The following is a 15862-nucleotide window of genomic DNA, read 5'->3' on the forward strand; positions in this document are numbered from 1 at the left end:
CCTAGGCTTATCCGGTGAGCAATTCGTGTATTCAGGACAGGGCCTGGGCCAACGAGGCCATCCGCAAGATCGAGGCCGAGAACAACCGCTCGGCCGACACGCACCTTTACGCAGTGCCGCTGCCTGAGCACTGGGGCGTGCAGCTGTACCTGAAGGACGAGTCCACGCACAGATCGGGCAGCCTCAAACACCGCCTTGCCCGCTCGTTGTTCCTCTATGGCCTGGTCAACGGCTGGATCACGGAGGGCACCACAATCGTTGAAGCCTCCAGTGGCAGCACGGCGGTGTCCGAGGCCTACTTCGCCCGCCTCATCGGCTTGCCGTTCATCGCGGTCATGACCAAGACCACCAGCCCGGAAAAGATCGCGCTCATCGAAGAATTCGGCGGCGCCTGCCTGTTGGTGGACCATGCTTCGGAGGTCTACGCAGTAGCCGAAGAGACGGCGAAGACGTCCGGCGGCTACTACATGGACCAGTTCACGTATGCCGAACGGGCTACAGACTGGCGTGGCAACAACAACATTGCTGAATCGATCTTCGAACAACTTTCCCTCGAGCAACACCCCGTGCCCGAGTGGATCGTCGTGGGTGCAGGAACCGGGGGTACCAGCGCCACCATCGGCCGGTACCTGCGATACAACCGGCACACCACCCGATTGGCTGTGGTGGACCCGGAAAACTCCGCTTTCTACCCGGCGTGGCGGGACGGCGACGCCGCTGCAGCCACCGGCCTGCCATCCCGTATCGAGGGAATCGGCCGTCCCCGGGCCGAGCCAAGCTTCGTTCCTGCGGTCATCGACCACATGATCCAAGTGCCGGACGCCGCATCCGTGGCTGCAATGCGCCATCTCAGGAAACTCACGGGACTGCACGCCGGGCCTTCCACCGGCACCAACCTTTGGGGCGTATGGCAGTTGGTGGCCAGGATGGTGGCGGAAGGCCGCCAAGGCAGCATCGTTTCACTCATGTGCGACGGCGGCGACCGCTACGCGGGCAGCTATAACGACGCCGGATGGCTCGCCACGCACGAACTGGACCCGTCACCGCACGAAGCAGTCCTGGAGCGGTTCCACGACACCGGAGTATGGACCGGCTAGACCTCCACCGCCTCCCGGGGAGCGAGCCGTGCATAGCTTGTCCCGTACCGGGCGCCGATCCGGGTCACATGGGCCTCAACAACCCCGCGCCCGAGTTCGTTGAGCAGTCCGTCGTGGACGGGGAAAGCTTTGGGAGCGCGGACCGAGATAACGAAGTCAAGGACCTCTCCGACCTTCGACCATGGCGCATGGATAGGGACCAGCAGGGTTTTGACGTCGATGCCGTCCGGAACAACGAACGAGTCACCAGGATGGAATACGTTCCCATCCACCAAGTAGCCGATGTTCGCAACCACCGGGATCTGCGCATGGATGAGCGCGTGCTGGCCACCGAAGGTCCGCACGTGGAAGCCAGCGACGTCAAAATCAACGCCGGGTTCAACAGCGTGAATCCGGTCCGCTACATCACTTTCCTCCCTCAACGCGCCAGCAACACCGGCAGGCGCATGGACTTCCAGCGCGCTGTTGCTCCGAAGGGCCGCCAAGACGGCCGGGCGGTCAATGTGGTCGTTATGCTCGTGGGTGACAAGTACAGCGCGGGCGCCGGCTAAAGCTTCTTCGGACTCGGAGAAAGTTCCGGGATCAATGACAAGGACATTCCCGTCCTTCTCCAGTCGGACGCAGGCATGGGTGTACTTGGTGAGCTTCATGGGGACAGCCTAGGGGTCTCGGCTGAGAGTTTCCAAGGCTGCCCTGCTGGTAAAATTGGGGTTTGCCAGCATCCCCAGGGAAGTGAGTCATTCAATGCCACACGGCACCAATTCCGCTACTACCGGTCAGGCAGCACCGGCCGCCAGCGGCGTCAAAGAGCAGCGCGTCACCAAGCAACGCTTGGCTGTCAGCGCCGCCTTGGACGAATTGGACGACTTCGTGAGCACCCAGGAGTTGTACCGCCTGCTGCAAAACAAGGGCATTTCAGTTTCGCTGGCCACCGCTTACCGCATCCTGCAATCACTGGCCGACGACGGACTCATCGACGTCCTGCGGAACGGGGAGGGCGAAGCTGTGTACCGCCGATGCGCCGTCACCGGACACCACCACCACCTCCTGTGCCGCAATTGCGGCAAGGCAGTGGAGGTGGAGGCGCCCGCCGTCGAGACCTGGGCGGCCCGGACCGCGGCTGAACACGGCTTCACCGAGGTGGCCCACACGGTGGAGATCTTCGGGCTGTGCCCCGAATGCACTGCCAAGAAGGCCGCCGGAAAGCTTTAAAGAGACCCGGCCGGCTGCTCACGGGTAATCCGGCCGTTGAGGCCACGGTTGGCCCGCACCCTTCCGATCACACGGCACACCACATAGATCAGGAACGACAACGTGGTGACGTAGGGGCTGATGGGAATCCGGCTGCCGAGGGCGAGGAGGATTCCGCCCACCGTTGCAGTCATCGCGAAGACAACGCTCAACAGCACCACCAACCGCGGCGATGTCGTCACGCGCAAGGCGGCTGCTGCCGGCGTAATCAGCAGGGCCAGCACCAGCAGCGCGCCCACAATCTGGATGGACAGTGCCACGCTGACGCCCAGCAAAACCATGAAGCCGATCGCTAGTCCACGGACAGGAACTCCCCTGGCTTCAGCCATCTCCGGGTCCACACTGGCGAAGCTCAGCGGCCGCCAAATTGCTGCCAGGGCAATCATGACCACCACCGCGGTCCCGGCAAGCACCTGCAGCTGAACGGTATCGACGGACACGATCTGGCCGGTCAACAGACCGAACTTGTTGGCGGCACGTCCCTCGTAGAGCGCAAGGAAGAGAATGCCAAGGCCCAGGCCGAAGGGCATGATGACGCCGATAATCGAGTTCTTATCCCGCGCCCTCACCCCCATGAAGCCGAGAAGCACGGCCGCAGCCACCGAACCGATCAAGGAACCGAAGATGATGTCGGCACCGATCAGCAGGGCAAAAGCGGCGCCCGCGAATGAAAGCTCGGAAATGCCGTGGACGGCGAAAGCGAGGTCGCGCTTCATCACGAAGGTGCCTACCAGTCCGCCCAGTAGCCCCAGGACAGCTCCGGCCCAGATGGAGTTTTGGACGAGGACCAGCAGTTCGCCGTAGTTCTCGAAGTTGAAAATGGTCTGCAGGATGCTGTCGAGATCCATCTAGAGCTCCTCCCCTGCCGCGGCATGCGCGTCGTCATGGAAGTGGGTGGTTGCGTCCGGAAGGCCGACGACGACGATCCTTCCGTTGGTATGGATGACCTCCACGTGGCTGTCGTACAGCTCGGACAGGACCTCGGTGGTCATGACCTCCTGCGGCGTCCCCACCCGGAACTGTCCGCCCGCAAGGTAGAGGACACGATCCACATAGTCCATGACGGGATTGATTTCGTGGGTGACGAAGACCACCGCACTGTTGCGCTCATGGCATTGTTTGTTGATCAGCGAACTGACGCCTTGCTGGTGGTGCAGGTCAAGGGACAACAGGGGTTCGTCGCACAGCAGGACCTGCGGCTCGGTGGCGAGGGCTTGGGCTACCCTGAGCCGCTGCTGCTCGCCGCCGGATAGCTGCCCGACAGGCACCTTGGCATAGTCCGAAGCCCCCACGAGCTCAAGCAGTTCATCGATCCGCTGGTTGACTTTCCCCGAGGCGAGGCGCAGCCCCCAACGGTGCCCGTCGATGCCCAGTCCCACGAGGTCCCGGGCACGCAAGGGGGTATCCGGGGCAAACGATTTCTGCTGCGGAATGTAGCCGATGCGCTTGCTGCCTCGTTCCACCGGATGGCCTCCCAGCGACACTGTTCCGGAGTGCAGTTCCTGAAGACCGAGGAGGACCTTGAGGAAGCTCGTCTTGCCGCTGCCGTTCGGCCCAAGGACGGCAAAGAATTCTCCCGGGTTGATATCGAGATCAAGATCCCGCCAGAGTGCCCTCTTGCCGAACTGCAGGCTCGCTCCGCGCAGGCTCACTACCGGTGTCAAAAGTCGTCCTCGATCCATGCGCTGCTGGAAACGCAGTTGTTGGTGGCGTTGGTGTTCGCGTCTGTACTGGTGGCAGGCAAAAGGCCCCGCAGCCATCCTGAATATCTTAGGACGTTGACGGGGCCGCTCACCGCAACCGGAGTTCGGGAGTGCTACTTGTTGAGCGCAGTGGACACGGATTCCACGTTGTCCGTCATCCACTGGACATAGTCCTTGCCGTCGGGCAAGGTCTCGGTGAAGTTCACTACGGGTACTCCCGCAGCCTCCGCCGCCCGCTTGACCGCCTCGGTCTGGGGACCTTCTGTTTGTTCGTTGTAGGCCAGCAGCCGGACTCCCTGGGTACCAAAGAGGTCAGTGGTTTCCTTCAGTACCGCGGCGGGAACGTCAGTCCCCTCTTCAATCGCGGCACTGTAGGCCGCAGGTGTCTTGTTCTCCAAGCCGGCAGCTTCCAGGAGATACAGCGGCACAGGCTCCGTGATGGCCACAGGAGCGTGATCGTTCGAGGCCTTCAGGGCATCGAGCTTTCCTGTGAGTGCGGTGAGCTTGGCCTTGAATGCGTCGGCATTCGCAGTGAATGCTGACGCCGATCCCGCGTCCAGGCTTCCGAGCTTGGCGGCAATAGCATCGGCCACCTTGCCCACGGTATCCAGGCTGTACCAGACGTGCTCGTTGAACTCACCGTGATCGTGGGTGTGCCCTTCATCCCCATGGGATGCCTCGCTGTGGGATGCCTCTTCCGGGGCCAAACCGGACACTTCCACGGCGCTGATCATGTTCTCGTGGCCGATATTGGTTTCGTCGGCGATCTTGTGGAGGAAGTCGTCGTAGCCTCCGCCGTTCTCAACTACGAGCTTGGCCTTGGAGATGACCAGCTTGTCCTGCGCGCTGGCCTCATAGGAGTGCGGATCCTGGCTGGTCTTATTGATGATGGCACTGACATTGACCTTGTCCCCGCCAACAGCCTTGACCACGTCGCCGTAGACATTGGTGGACGTTACCACTTCGATGGCACCGGAAGCTGCCGGCTTCTCCGCCCCCGCGCCACCGGCGCAGGAGGACAGCAGAAGGGCGGCGAGACCGGCTGAAGCGGCCATGGACAGGCGGGCGGCGGAACGACGCACGAAGACCTCGGATCTACTCAAAATGAGAATCAAACACAATTACTGGCGGGTTCAAGTGTAACCCTAAATGGGAATGATTCCTATTTAGACAAATCTGGCGCCGACCACACGTGGTCGGCACCAGCCTGCCTTGCCTGATTGAGGTTACGCTTCCTGGCCGCCGAAGCGCCGGATGCCCGTTGCCTGGGTGGCATCCCGGATCTCGCCAACCAGCTGCTCAATGACGTCCTCAAGGAACAACACGCCCTGGGTAGACCCGCCCGGGCCTACAACCCTGGCCAAGTGCGAACCCGTACGTTGCATCACAGACATCGCCTGCTCGATCTCGTCATCCGGAGAGAGGTTGGCAAGCGAACGGATCCGTCCCTCGGCAATAGGATGCCTGCGTCCCTCGTCCGGGATGGACAGGATGTCCTTGACGTGCAGATATCCGGCGAGTTCGCCGTCGTCGTCAATCATCGGGAACCGGGAGAACCCGGTCCGGCTGACCGCCTTCTCCAACTCCACAGGAGTTGACGCAGTCTTAAGCACCACCAGCTTGTCCAGGGGAACCATGATGTGCGCCGCCGTGTGCTCCGAAAACTCCAGGGCGCCGCTGAGCAACCCGGTGTCATCATCCACCAGGCCGTGGCGCGTGGACTCCTGGACGATCGACTGGACTTCCTCGAGGGTGAATGAGGAAGAGACCTCGTCCTTGGGTTCGATTTTCATCAATCGAAGGATGTGGTTGGCCAGCCAGTTGAGCGTCCAGATGATCGGATTCACCAAGCGGGCGATCCACATCAGGGGCGGGGCCAGCAGGAGTGCCGCCTTGTCCGCCACGGATACGGAGATGTTTTTCGGAACCATTTCGCCAAAGGTCACATGCAGGAACGTCACGAACAGCAAGGCGATGGCGAAAGCGATGACATCGGCCAGTTCAACCGGAACGCCCACCATCTCCAACGGCTCTGCCAACAGGTGGTGAATGGCCGGCTCGGCTACTTGAAGAATCAAGAGCGAGCAGACAGTGATGCCCAACTGCGCGCAAGCGAGCATCAGGGAGACGTTTTCCATGGCCCGGAGAGTGGTTTGTGCACGCTTGGAGCCAGCCTCGGCCAACGGCTCAATTTGGCTCCTGCGGGCTGACATCACCGCGAACTCGGCGCCCACAAAGAATGCGTTGCCGATCAGGAGCACCACCAGCCAGACGATACCTACCCAGTCGCTCATGCTGCACCTGCTTCACGGTGGGCGTTCGCGGCCTCTGCGGCGGACGACTCTTCGGTCTCCACGTGGTGGAAACAAATTCTGTCGATACGCCGTCCGTCCATCCTGGTCACCGTCAGCGTGCCGCCGACGGTCTCCACGGTGTCGCCCGCTTTGGCAATCCGTCCCAGCTGGCTCATCACGTATCCGCCTACTGTTTCATAGGCAGACTCGTCAGGAACCGTGAGGTTGGGAATCTGTTCGGACACTTCGTCCGGCCTCAGGAGGCCCGGGAAGTACCAATCACCGGAAGCACTCTGGAGCACCCCGGGGCGAACCTTGTCGTGCTCATCGGCAACTTCACCAACGATCTCTTCCACCAGGTCTTCCAAGGTGGCGATGCCCGCCGTTCCGCCATATTCGTCAAGGACAACAGCCAACTGCAGGTTGCCTTCACGCAGCTCGGAAAGGAGTGCGTCCAAGTGGATGGTCTCCGGAACCCGGAGTACATCCGTCATGATCGCCCCGGCTTCCAGCTTGGCGCGACGCTCTGCCGGCACGGCCACGGCCTTCTTGATGTGGACCACACCGCGGATGTCGTCCGCGGAATCGCCAATAACCGGGAACCGTGAGTACCCGGTGCGCCGGGCGGCGTCGAGAATGTCCGCCACCGGCTGGTCGGCGTCGATGGTTTCCATGCGGATGCGCGGAGTCATGACGTCGGCCGCGGTTCGCCCGGAGAAGTTCAGGGTGCGGGCAACGAAATTGGCTGTTCCGGCATCCAGTGTTCCGAGCTCGGCGGAGCGGCGCACCAAAGAGGCAAGTTCCGCGGGTGTCCGCGCTCCGGAGATCTCTTCCTTGGCTTCGAGACCGAACAGGTTCAAGACCTTGTTCGAGAATCCGTTCAAAACCACGATGGCGGGTTTGAAGACGGCCGTGAAGATCAGTTGCGGACGGGCCAGCCTCTTGCCCAGCGGGAAGGCCAAGGCAATCGCCATGTTCTTAGGCACTAGCTCGCCAAGAAGCATCGACAGGAGGGTGGCAAATGCCATCGCCACAATCAGCGCCACTGAACGCGCCACGTCGGGAGAGATGCCAAGCAAACCCAGTGGCCCCAACAAGAGCTGGCCCACTGACGGCTCCATCACGAATCCAGTCAACAGGGTGGTCAAGGTAATGCCGAGCTGGCAACTGGAAAGCTGCGTGGAAAGGGACTTGAGGCATTTCAGGAGCGGCGCCGCAGCGTGGTCGCCCTTATCGACGGCCCGCTGCACGCTTGCCTGGTCCAAGGCAACCAGGGAAAACTCAACTGCTACAAAGAAGCCGGTGCCAAGAATCAAGGCAAATCCGGCAAGGAGGAGAATCCATTCCACTTAGCGCATCCCCCCAAGGGCGGTCATGTGCAGAGTGGAGAATGCCTGTGGCTCGGGGATTTGCCCCGGCGGAGGCTGATCGGGTCCCGCAGACGCATGGTCTGCAGCACCACCGGCTGTGAGCGCCGGCGCAGGATGGGCATGTGAACGGGTGTTGCCGGCACGAGGGGCGCGCTGTGCGGAGGTGCCAGATTGGCTCCCCCGACAGGACCCAGGCCGGCACCTAGATTTACTGTCCATAAGAATTTCAGTCTACAGTCAGCGCGCCACTGGACCCCACGGACAGCTCAACCTGGCTACGCAAAAAACAATTCATCGGGCACCAACATGATTTAGGTCACCTGTATTGGCAGTTAACCAACGATCCTAACTAGACTGTCATGGGTCTGAGTTCGCGGGACCCGGACCCTGGCGCATCGTTGTGGAAAAGCAACTTTGGCCAGCGGGAAAACAACACTCATGGAAGAGGCGTATTTCAAGTGCCAGAGCAGCCCAGCCACCGTCTACCAGAGGAATTTGGCGGAAACGAGTGGCTCGTTGACGAACTGTACGAGCGGTACCAACAGGACAGGAATTCGGTCGACGCCAAGTGGTGGCCGCTTTTCGAGTCTTTCGCTACCGCTGACGGCACTTCTTCCAACGGAACCTCCGCAGCCCCTTCAGCTGCAAATCCCCCCACCCAAGTACTTCCCGTGGTAGCCCCGGCTGCAGCGGCTCCGGCATCGGCGCCGGCGGCCCCTGCTGCTGCACCCGCCTCTGTGCCGGCGGCTCCTGCCCCGGCTAAGAAAGCACCGGCAACGGTCGCCAGAGACGGAGCAAAGAAGCCCGCCGGCGGCACCACGGCGCAGCCTATCCCTGCCCAGCTTCCCAAGAGCACCAAGGCTCCCACGGCACCCGAGGAAGACGTCGTTTCCGTCCTCCGCGGACCGGCCAAGGCCATTGCCACCAACATGGTGACAAGTCTCGAAGTCCCCACAGCAACGAGCGTCCGGGCCGTTCCCGCCAAGCTGCTCATTGACAACCGGGTCGTCATCAACTCCAACCTTGCCCGTGCCCGCGGTGGCAAGGTGTCCTTCACGCACCTCATCGGGTACGCCGTAGTGCGTGCGCTTTCCCAGTTCCCGTCGATGAACGTCTACTACGACGAAATTGACGGCAAGCCCAGTGCGGTTCAGCCTGCCCACGTCAACTTCGGCATTGCCATTGACATGCCCAAGCCGGACGGCACGCGCCTCCTGATGGTTCCGAACATCAAGAAGGCCGAGACCATGGACTTCGCAGAGTTCTGGCACACGTACGAGGACCTGATCAAGCGCGCCCGCAACGGCAAGCTGACCGCTGACGACCACGCCGGTACCACGGTCTCCCTGACCAACCCTGGTGGCATCGGCACGGTTCACTCGGTGCCACGCCTTTCCAAGGGCCAGGCAGCCATCATCGGCGTCGGTGCGCTCGACTACCCGGCAGAATTCCAGGGTGCGAGCGAGAAGATCATCGCCCAGAATGCCATCAGCAAGATCCTCACCCTGACCTCCACCTATGACCACCGTGTCATCCAGGGCGCAGGCAGCGGCGAGTTCCTCAAGCTTGTCCACCAGCTCCTCCTCGGTGCGCAGAACTTCTACGACGAAATCTTCGAAGCCCTGCGCATCCCGTATGAGCCCGTTCGCTGGAGCCCTGACCTCCAGGTGGATCCGGCCGACGAGATCAACAAGGTTGCCCGCATCCAGCAGTTGATCCACTCCTACCGCGTGCGCGGCCACTTGATGGCCGATACCGATCCGCTGGAGTACGTGCAGCGCAAGCACCCCGACCTTGACGTCCTGACGTACGGCCTGACCCTCTGGGATCTGGACCGCGAATGGCCCACGGGCGGGTTCGGCGGCAAGCCGCAGCTGAAGTTCCGCGACATCCTCGGCGTGCTCCGCGACGCTTACTGCCGCACCACGGGCATCGAATACATGCACATCCAGGAACCGGCAGAACGCAAGTGGTTCCAGGATCAGCTGGAGCACCCGTACTCCAAGCCGAGCCGCGAAGAGCAACTGCGCATCGTTTCCAAGCTCAACGCTGCAGAAGCTTTCGAGACCTTCCTGCAGACGAAGTTCGTTGGCCAGAAGCGCTTCTCCCTCGAAGGCGGCGAGTCGCTGATTCCGCTGCTCGACGCCGTGATCTCCGATGCCGCCGACGACGGCCTGGACGAGGTTGCCATCGGCATGGCCCACCGTGGCCGGCTCAACGTGCTGACCAACATTGCCGGCAAGACCTACGCACAGGTCTTCCGTGAATTTGAAGGCACCCAGGATCCGCGCTCGGTCCAGGGTTCCGGTGACGTCAAGTACCACCTCGGCACTGAAGGCACCTTCACCTCGGACAACGGCAAGCAGACCAAGGTCTACCTCGCCGCTAACCCGTCCCACCTTGAAGCCGTGGACTCTGTCCTCGAAGGCATCGTCCGCGCCAAGCAGGACCGCCTGGACCAGGGCGAATCCTTCCCGGTCCTGCCCATCATGGTCCACGGTGACGCCGCCTTTGCAGGTCAGGGTGTTGTGGCTGAAACCCTCAACCTGTCCCAGCTTCGCGGTTACCGCACGGGCGGTACCATCCACGTGATCGTCAACAACCAGGTTGGCTTCACCACGGCGCCATCCTCATCGCGTTCGTCCACGTACTCCACGGACGTTGCCAAGATGATCCAGGCTCCTGTCTTCCACGTGAACGGCGACGACCCCGAGGCCGTGGTGCGCGTTGCCCAGCTCGCCTACGAGTTCCGCCAGCGCTTCCACAAGGACGTCGTCATCGACATGGTGTGCTACCGCCGCCGTGGCCACAACGAAGGCGACGATCCCTCGATGACCCAGCCGCTGATGTACAACTTGATCGAAGCCAAGCGCTCCGTCCGCAAGCTGTACACCGAGTCCCTCATCGGTCGTGGCGACATCACCGAGGAAGAAGCAGAGCAACTGCTCCGCGACTACCAGGAGCGCCTCGAACGCGTCTTCGCTGAGACACACGCTGCGCAGACCTCACCGATCCCGATCATCACGGCGGACTCCGCTGCTGTTTCGGACATCGAGCGTCCCATCGCCCAGCAGGCTGACTTCGGAACCAACTCCCCGGCATCCACCGCGATTTCCACGGAGACCCTTGCCCGGATCGGCAAGGCCCACCTGGAGATTCCGGAGGGCTTCACCGTGCACTCCAAGCTCAAGCAGCTTCTTGAAAAGCGCGAGCAGATGTCCCGTGAGGGTGGCATCGACTGGGGCTTCGGCGAGATAGCGGCCTTCGGTTCGCTGATCATGGAGGGTGTGCCCGTTCGCCTGGCCGGCCAGGATTCACGCCGTGGCACGTTCGTCCAGCGCCACGCCGTGTTCCATGACCGCGCCAACGGCAATGAATGGCTGCCCCTGGGCAACCTTTCGGATGACCAGGCAAAGCTGTGGATCTATGACTCCCTGCTCTCCGAATACGCGGCCATGGGCTTCGAATACGGTTACTCGGTGGAACGCCCCGATGCCTTGGTCCTCTGGGAAGCCCAGTTCGGTGACTTCGTCAACGGTGCACAGACCATCATCGACGAATTCATCTCCTCGGCAGAACAGAAGTGGGGTCAGCGTTCCTCGCTCGTCCTGATGCTGCCGCACGGCTATGAGGGCCAGGGGCCCGACCACTCGTCGGCACGTATCGAGCGCTTCCTGCAAATGTGTGCCGAAGACAACATGATCGTGGCAAACCCCACCACTGCGGCCTCGCACTTCCACCTGTTGCGCCGTCAGGCCTACAGCCGTCCGCGGAAGCCGTTGATCATCTTCACGCCCAAGCAGCTGCTGCGCCTCAAGGGTGCCGCATCCGCCGTCGAGGACTTCACCACCGGAGGTTTCCGGCCGGTCATCGGCGACCCGGACGTGCAGCAGGCCAACGTGGACCGCGTCATCCTGGTCTCGGGTCGTTTGTACTACGATCTCCTGTCGAACCGCCAGAAGTCCGGCGATACGTCCACGGCCATCATCCGGGTGGAGCAGTTGTACCCGCTGCCCAAGGCCGACATCGATGCCGAGCTCGCCAAGTACCCGAACGCTGACATCGTTTGGGCACAGGACGAGCCCGCCAACCAGGGTCCGTGGCCTTTCATGGGCCTGAACCTGGCACCGGAGCTTGATCGCAAGCTCCGCTTGGTGTCGCGTCCGGCTTCGGCGTCCACGGCGGCCGGTTCCATGAAGCGCCACGCCGCTGAACAGGATGCCCTGATCAAGCAGGCCTTCGAACGCAAGTAAACGAAACTGCCCGGCTGGAGGAGCGATATGCGCACCTCTGGCCGGGCCGTTCTGTTTAATGGGACAGGTACCCGGTTCCATGACCGGCCGCTGATCCGGAAAACCGTGCAAGGACCGTAACGAGTGTGAAGAGGTAACCGTGGAAGACAGGAAGCTGCGCATCGCAGCTGTAGGAGATGAACTGCTCGCGGGCCTGGGGGATCCCCGCGCTCTGGGCTGGCTCGGAAGAGTGCTGGCCCGTACACCCCAGGACGCCGTCGTGGTGGAAAGCTTCCCACTCCCCTGTCCCATGGAAGGCACCGAGGGGCTCGCTGCCCGCTGGCAGGACGAAGCCGGCAGGCGTTTCAGTGATACGCACGAGAACAGATTGGTGATCGGCCTTTCGGGCCGCGACCTTGAGTTTGGCCTGTCCACTGCCCGATCCCGCCTGAACCTGGCCAATATCCTTGACGGCGCCTCGCACAGCGGCGTGGAGGTCTTCGTGGTGGGTCCGCCTCCTACGCTGGACCCCGCACGGAACAAGCGGCTCGCCGAGCTCAATACAGCGTTTGCCGACGTGACCACACGGCGAAACCACCACTACGTTGACACGTTCTCTCCCTTGCTCAATCATGAGCAGTGGAGGACGGACCTCGCAGCCAATGGGGGAACACCGGGCCAGGCCGGCTACGGATTGATTGCGTGGCTGGTCCTGCACCGTGGCTGGTTCCAGTGGCTTAATATCGCTCAACCGGAGTAGCCATGACGCGGAACGTGCAGGTTTCTGTCAGAGCAGCAATGACCGCGGCCTTGGTGGCCGCAGTCGCAGCCACAGCTTCCTGCAGTTCCGGTCCCCCGGCTCCCGCGTCGGTTTCCTCCACAGCCGCACCCGTACCGACATCAACGGCGCCTCCCTCAGCGGCGACCGCAGCATTGCAGCCCTTCGACGCCGCGACTTTGCGGGCAGACTTCGAACGGACGGCGAAGGAAGTGCTTGTCCCCGGGGCCATGATGCTGCTGGAGACGCCGAATGGAGCCCTGACTGCTTCTTACGGCACCGGTATCCGTGATGCCGAACGCCCGGTATCAGCGGAAGACCATATCCGCGTAGGGTCCGTCACCAAGACCTGGACCACCACGGTTATCCTGCAGCTGGTCCAGGAAGGCAAGCTCGCCCTCGGTGATCCCGTGTCCAAGTACCGCCCGGACGTTCCCAATGGTGATGCCATAACCCTTGAGCAGATGATGACCATGCGGAGCGGACTGTTCAACTACACCGAGACCCTTGAGCTCAACTCGGCCATGGACAAGGAACCACAGCGGGCCTGGAAACCGGATGAGCTCCTCGCGCTGGCGTTTGCCCATCCACCATATTTCGCACCCGGCCAAGGCTTTCACTACTCCAACACGAACACGGTCCTTCTGGGTCTCATCGCAGAGAAAGTCGGAGGAAAGCCGCTTGGTGACCTCTTCAAGGAACGCATCTTCGAGCCACTCGGCCTGAAGGGAACTGTCTTTCCGGAGATTTCGTCCAACAGCATTCCGGAGCCGCATCCCCACGGCTACTTCTACGGTGACAACGTCCTGACCATGACGAATCCCGCCCTTCCAGAGGACATGCAGAAGGAAGCCACGGCTGGCACCCTCGCCCCCAACGACGTCACTGACGTCAACCCGTCATGGGCTTGGGCCGCCGGTTCCGGGATCTCCACGGCAGCGGACCTGTTGATCCTGGGAGAAGCCCTTGTCAACGGAAAGCTCCTGAAACCGGACCTCCAACAAAAGCGGCTCGACAGCGTTACCCCGACCAACCCGGACAACCCGGGCGGCGCTTCGTACGGTTTGGGGATTGCGAAATTCGGCAACCTGTACGGGCACACCGGAGAACTTCCGGGCTTCAACACCTTCATGGGCAGCGATCCAACCAACGGCGTCACGCTGGTGGTATGGACCAACCTGGCACCGGCCGCCGACGGGAAGGACCCTGCCGTGATCATTGCCCGCTCCCTCATCGGCAAGGTCTACCGCGCTTCGTCCTGACTCTACACAGTTACCTCTTGCTTCCCTGCCATTCGCGATATATCGTGTTTGCATCAACGCGATATATCGCAACTTGGAGGGGTAATGTCTGACGAACTATGGACCGTGACGGGTCCGCAAACCATTGACGTGGACGATGTCCGCTCACTCAAGCTGGGAATCGTCAAAGGCCGCTTTGACGTCGTTACCCATGATGAGCCCTTCGTTCACATCGAAATCAGCGAAATCACGGGCGACCCCCTGACCGTCACCCTGGTGGACGGCCGCCTGGAAGTTCGCCACCAGCTCCAAGGACCCCAAGGGTGGTTCCGTAATTTGATGGGGACGGTCAACAACACCAGCACCAATTCAGTGGTCGTCGGAATCGCCCTGCCACCCGGCGTCGATGTGGAGGCCGGAACTGTCAGCGGCGACGGCATGGTTTCCGGCATCAGCGGCCGCATCCGGCTCAACACGGTTTCCGGTTCAGTCATGGCAGATGGCACCAGCGGCGAATTGCACGTCAACACCGTCAGCGGCGAAGTCATCGCCCGGAATCACGACGGCGTCCTGACCGCCAAGAGCGTTTCGGGTGAAGTCACCGCTTCGGGAAAGTTCAAGAACGTCCGCGCCAGCACTGTGAGCGGCGACCTCAGCTTCGACCTGCAGGACTACACCCATGACCTCGGCGCCAACTCCGTGTCCGGCGACCTGACCATCCGGCTGCCCCACGATGTCGGCCTGGACATCGTGGCGAAGTCGGCCAGCGGGACTGTGGTGATAGATGACCAGCTGTACGCCCAACCCGGCAGCAACGTGCACACCATCGTCGGCCCGGACGAGCGGCTCATGCTGGTCCGGACCAATACCGTATCCGGCAAGACATATATCATGCACAGCACCGCGCCGGCGTCGGAGGACGACCTTCCGGTCCCCGGCGAGGCAGGCCTCTGATGCCTCCGGTCTTCGCGCACGGCGCATTGCGCCTGTATCTGTTAGCGCTCCTCGAAACCGGCCCCAAACACGGATATGAACTCATCAAGGACTTGGGAGACCGCTTTGGCGGCACCTACTCCCCCAGCGCCGGGACGATCTATCCCCGCCTGGGCAAGCTGGAAGAAGAAGGCCTCGTCGCCACTGAGACGGAAGGTCGGCGGACCAAGTACTTCATCACCGATGCCGGCCGCGCAGAGCTGGACAGCCGACGCCAGGAGCTGGCGGATGTCGAGGATAACATCTCGGCCTCCGTCAGAAGGCTCGCCGACAACCTCCGCGAGGACATCCGGACCAACATGCGTGGCCTGCGGGCCGACCTCGCCGCCACCGCGGAGGCGGCACGCACCAACGCCACATCCGCAACGTTCCGGAGCCGGACCGCAGGCTACACGCCCGAGGGGCAGCGCATCCTCAAGGAAGCCGAATTGATGGTGCAGTCGTTCCGGGATGACATCCGGGTTGAGTTGCGCCAGCACGGCGCCTCGAACGCCTTGACGCCCGTGGCTCTTGAAACCGTGCGCGCGGTGCTGGACCAGGCCCGGATTTCCATCAGGAATTCCCTGCGAAGCTAGCACAAGCGCGGCCTTCAGGCGTCCACAACCCGGCCGGTTCGCGGCGCAGCACCCGGATGTGCGAAACTGGAGGGCAGCTTTATTGAGTATCAATCATTGAAGGAGGCCAGCTATGAGCAAGCGTGCACGTAAGCGTCGTGACCGTAAGCGCGGCGGCGCGAACCACGGCAAGCGTCCCAACACCTAAGCCACTGGCTTAGTGTCACAGGCTTAAAAGCGAAGGCCCCGGAAACTGGCGGTTTCTAGGGGTCGTTGCAACACCTGTTGGTTAGGTGGTTTGTAGTAAATCACGTAAACGCTCGGCTGGGGTTTTCCAGCCGAGCGTTTT

Annotated in this window: 14 protein-coding genes; 8 read left to right on the forward strand and 6 right to left on the reverse strand. The window is 62.0% G+C overall.

The window, feature by feature from the left end; translation table 11 throughout:
• Positions 1 to 14 precede the first annotated feature (14 nt).
• Positions 15 to 1097, forward strand: a complete 1083-nt coding sequence (locus ACFRJ9_RS20340; protein WP_377671742.1) for a PLP-dependent cysteine synthase family protein — start codon at positions 15 to 17, stop codon at positions 1095 to 1097.
• Here ACFRJ9_RS20340 and ACFRJ9_RS20345 read toward each other — a convergent pair.
• Entirely contained in the window at positions 1094 to 1747 is a 654-nt protein-coding gene (locus tag ACFRJ9_RS20345) for an MBL fold metallo-hydrolase (RefSeq protein ID WP_377671744.1), read from the reverse strand. The genes ACFRJ9_RS20340 and ACFRJ9_RS20345 overlap by 4 nt on opposite strands.
• Before the next feature lie 94 nt (positions 1748 to 1841).
• Here ACFRJ9_RS20345 and ACFRJ9_RS20350 point away from each other — a divergent pair, with 94 nt between their 5' ends.
• The gene (locus ACFRJ9_RS20350) at positions 1842 to 2309 is read left to right on the forward strand and encodes a Fur family transcriptional regulator (RefSeq protein WP_377671746.1); all 468 of its coding nucleotides are present in this window, start codon (positions 1842 to 1844) and stop codon (positions 2307 to 2309) included.
• Here ACFRJ9_RS20350 and ACFRJ9_RS20355 read toward each other — a convergent pair.
• The 5 genes from ACFRJ9_RS20355 to ACFRJ9_RS20375 form a co-directional block, all read right to left on the reverse strand.
• Positions 2306 to 3196, reverse strand: coding sequence for a metal ABC transporter permease (locus ACFRJ9_RS20355; protein WP_377671749.1), 891 nt, complete (start codon positions 3194 to 3196; stop codon positions 2306 to 2308). The genes ACFRJ9_RS20350 and ACFRJ9_RS20355 overlap by 4 nt on opposite strands.
• Positions 3197 to 4012 (reverse strand): metal ABC transporter ATP-binding protein, encoded by an 816-nt coding sequence (locus ACFRJ9_RS20360; protein ID WP_377671752.1) that lies wholly within the window; start codon positions 4010 to 4012, stop codon positions 3197 to 3199.
• A gap of 152 nt (positions 4013 to 4164) precedes the next feature.
• Positions 4165 to 5166, reverse strand: a complete 1002-nt coding sequence (locus tag ACFRJ9_RS20365; RefSeq protein WP_377671754.1) for a metal ABC transporter solute-binding protein, Zn/Mn family — start codon at positions 5164 to 5166, stop codon at positions 4165 to 4167.
• 111 nt (positions 5167 to 5277) lie between these two features.
• Positions 5278 to 6345: a hemolysin family protein gene (locus tag ACFRJ9_RS20370; RefSeq protein WP_377671757.1), complete on the reverse strand. Its 1068-nt coding sequence runs from the start codon at positions 6343 to 6345 to the stop codon at positions 5278 to 5280.
• Complete coding sequence (locus tag ACFRJ9_RS20375; RefSeq protein ID WP_377671760.1) at positions 6342 to 7694, reverse strand: hemolysin family protein; 1353 nt, start codon at positions 7692 to 7694, stop codon at positions 6342 to 6344. Before ACFRJ9_RS20375 ends, ACFRJ9_RS20370 begins: the two co-directional genes overlap by 4 nt.
• A gap of 479 nt (positions 7695 to 8173) precedes the next feature.
• Between ACFRJ9_RS20375 and ACFRJ9_RS20380 the strand changes: the two genes are divergently transcribed.
• From ACFRJ9_RS20380 to ACFRJ9_RS20405, 6 genes are all read left to right on the forward strand, one after another.
• A complete protein-coding gene (locus ACFRJ9_RS20380; protein WP_377671763.1) occupies positions 8174 to 11968 on the forward strand; it encodes a multifunctional oxoglutarate decarboxylase/oxoglutarate dehydrogenase thiamine pyrophosphate-binding subunit/dihydrolipoyllysine-residue succinyltransferase subunit in 3795 nt (1264 codons plus the stop codon).
• A gap of 139 nt (positions 11969 to 12107) precedes the next feature.
• Positions 12108 to 12707 carry a GDSL-type esterase/lipase family protein gene (locus ACFRJ9_RS20385; RefSeq protein WP_377671765.1) on the forward strand — a complete coding sequence of 200 codons (600 nt, stop codon included), beginning with the start codon at positions 12108 to 12110 and terminating at the stop codon, positions 12705 to 12707.
• Positions 12708 to 12709: 2 nt separating this feature from the next.
• Positions 12710 to 13987 (forward strand): serine hydrolase domain-containing protein, encoded by a 1278-nt coding sequence (locus tag ACFRJ9_RS20390; protein WP_377671768.1) that lies wholly within the window; start codon positions 12710 to 12712, stop codon positions 13985 to 13987.
• 84 nt (positions 13988 to 14071) lie between these two features.
• On the forward strand, positions 14072 to 14920 hold the full coding sequence (locus ACFRJ9_RS20395) for a DUF4097 domain-containing protein (RefSeq protein WP_377671770.1): 849 nt from the start codon (positions 14072 to 14074) through the stop codon (positions 14918 to 14920).
• A complete protein-coding gene (locus ACFRJ9_RS20400; protein WP_377671773.1) occupies positions 14920 to 15534 on the forward strand; it encodes a PadR family transcriptional regulator in 615 nt (204 codons plus the stop codon). The genes ACFRJ9_RS20395 and ACFRJ9_RS20400 overlap by 1 nt, the downstream gene beginning before the upstream one ends.
• 112 nt (positions 15535 to 15646) lie before the next feature.
• Positions 15647 to 15721, forward strand: a complete 75-nt coding sequence (locus ACFRJ9_RS20405) for a 50S ribosomal protein bL37 (RefSeq protein ID WP_369299106.1) — start codon at positions 15647 to 15649, stop codon at positions 15719 to 15721.
• The last annotated feature ends 141 nt before the right edge of the window (positions 15722 to 15862 follow it).

It is taken from the genome of Paenarthrobacter sp. NPDC056912, assembly GCF_042786555.1.
GTDB lineage: Bacteria > Actinomycetota > Actinomycetes > Actinomycetales > Micrococcaceae > Arthrobacter.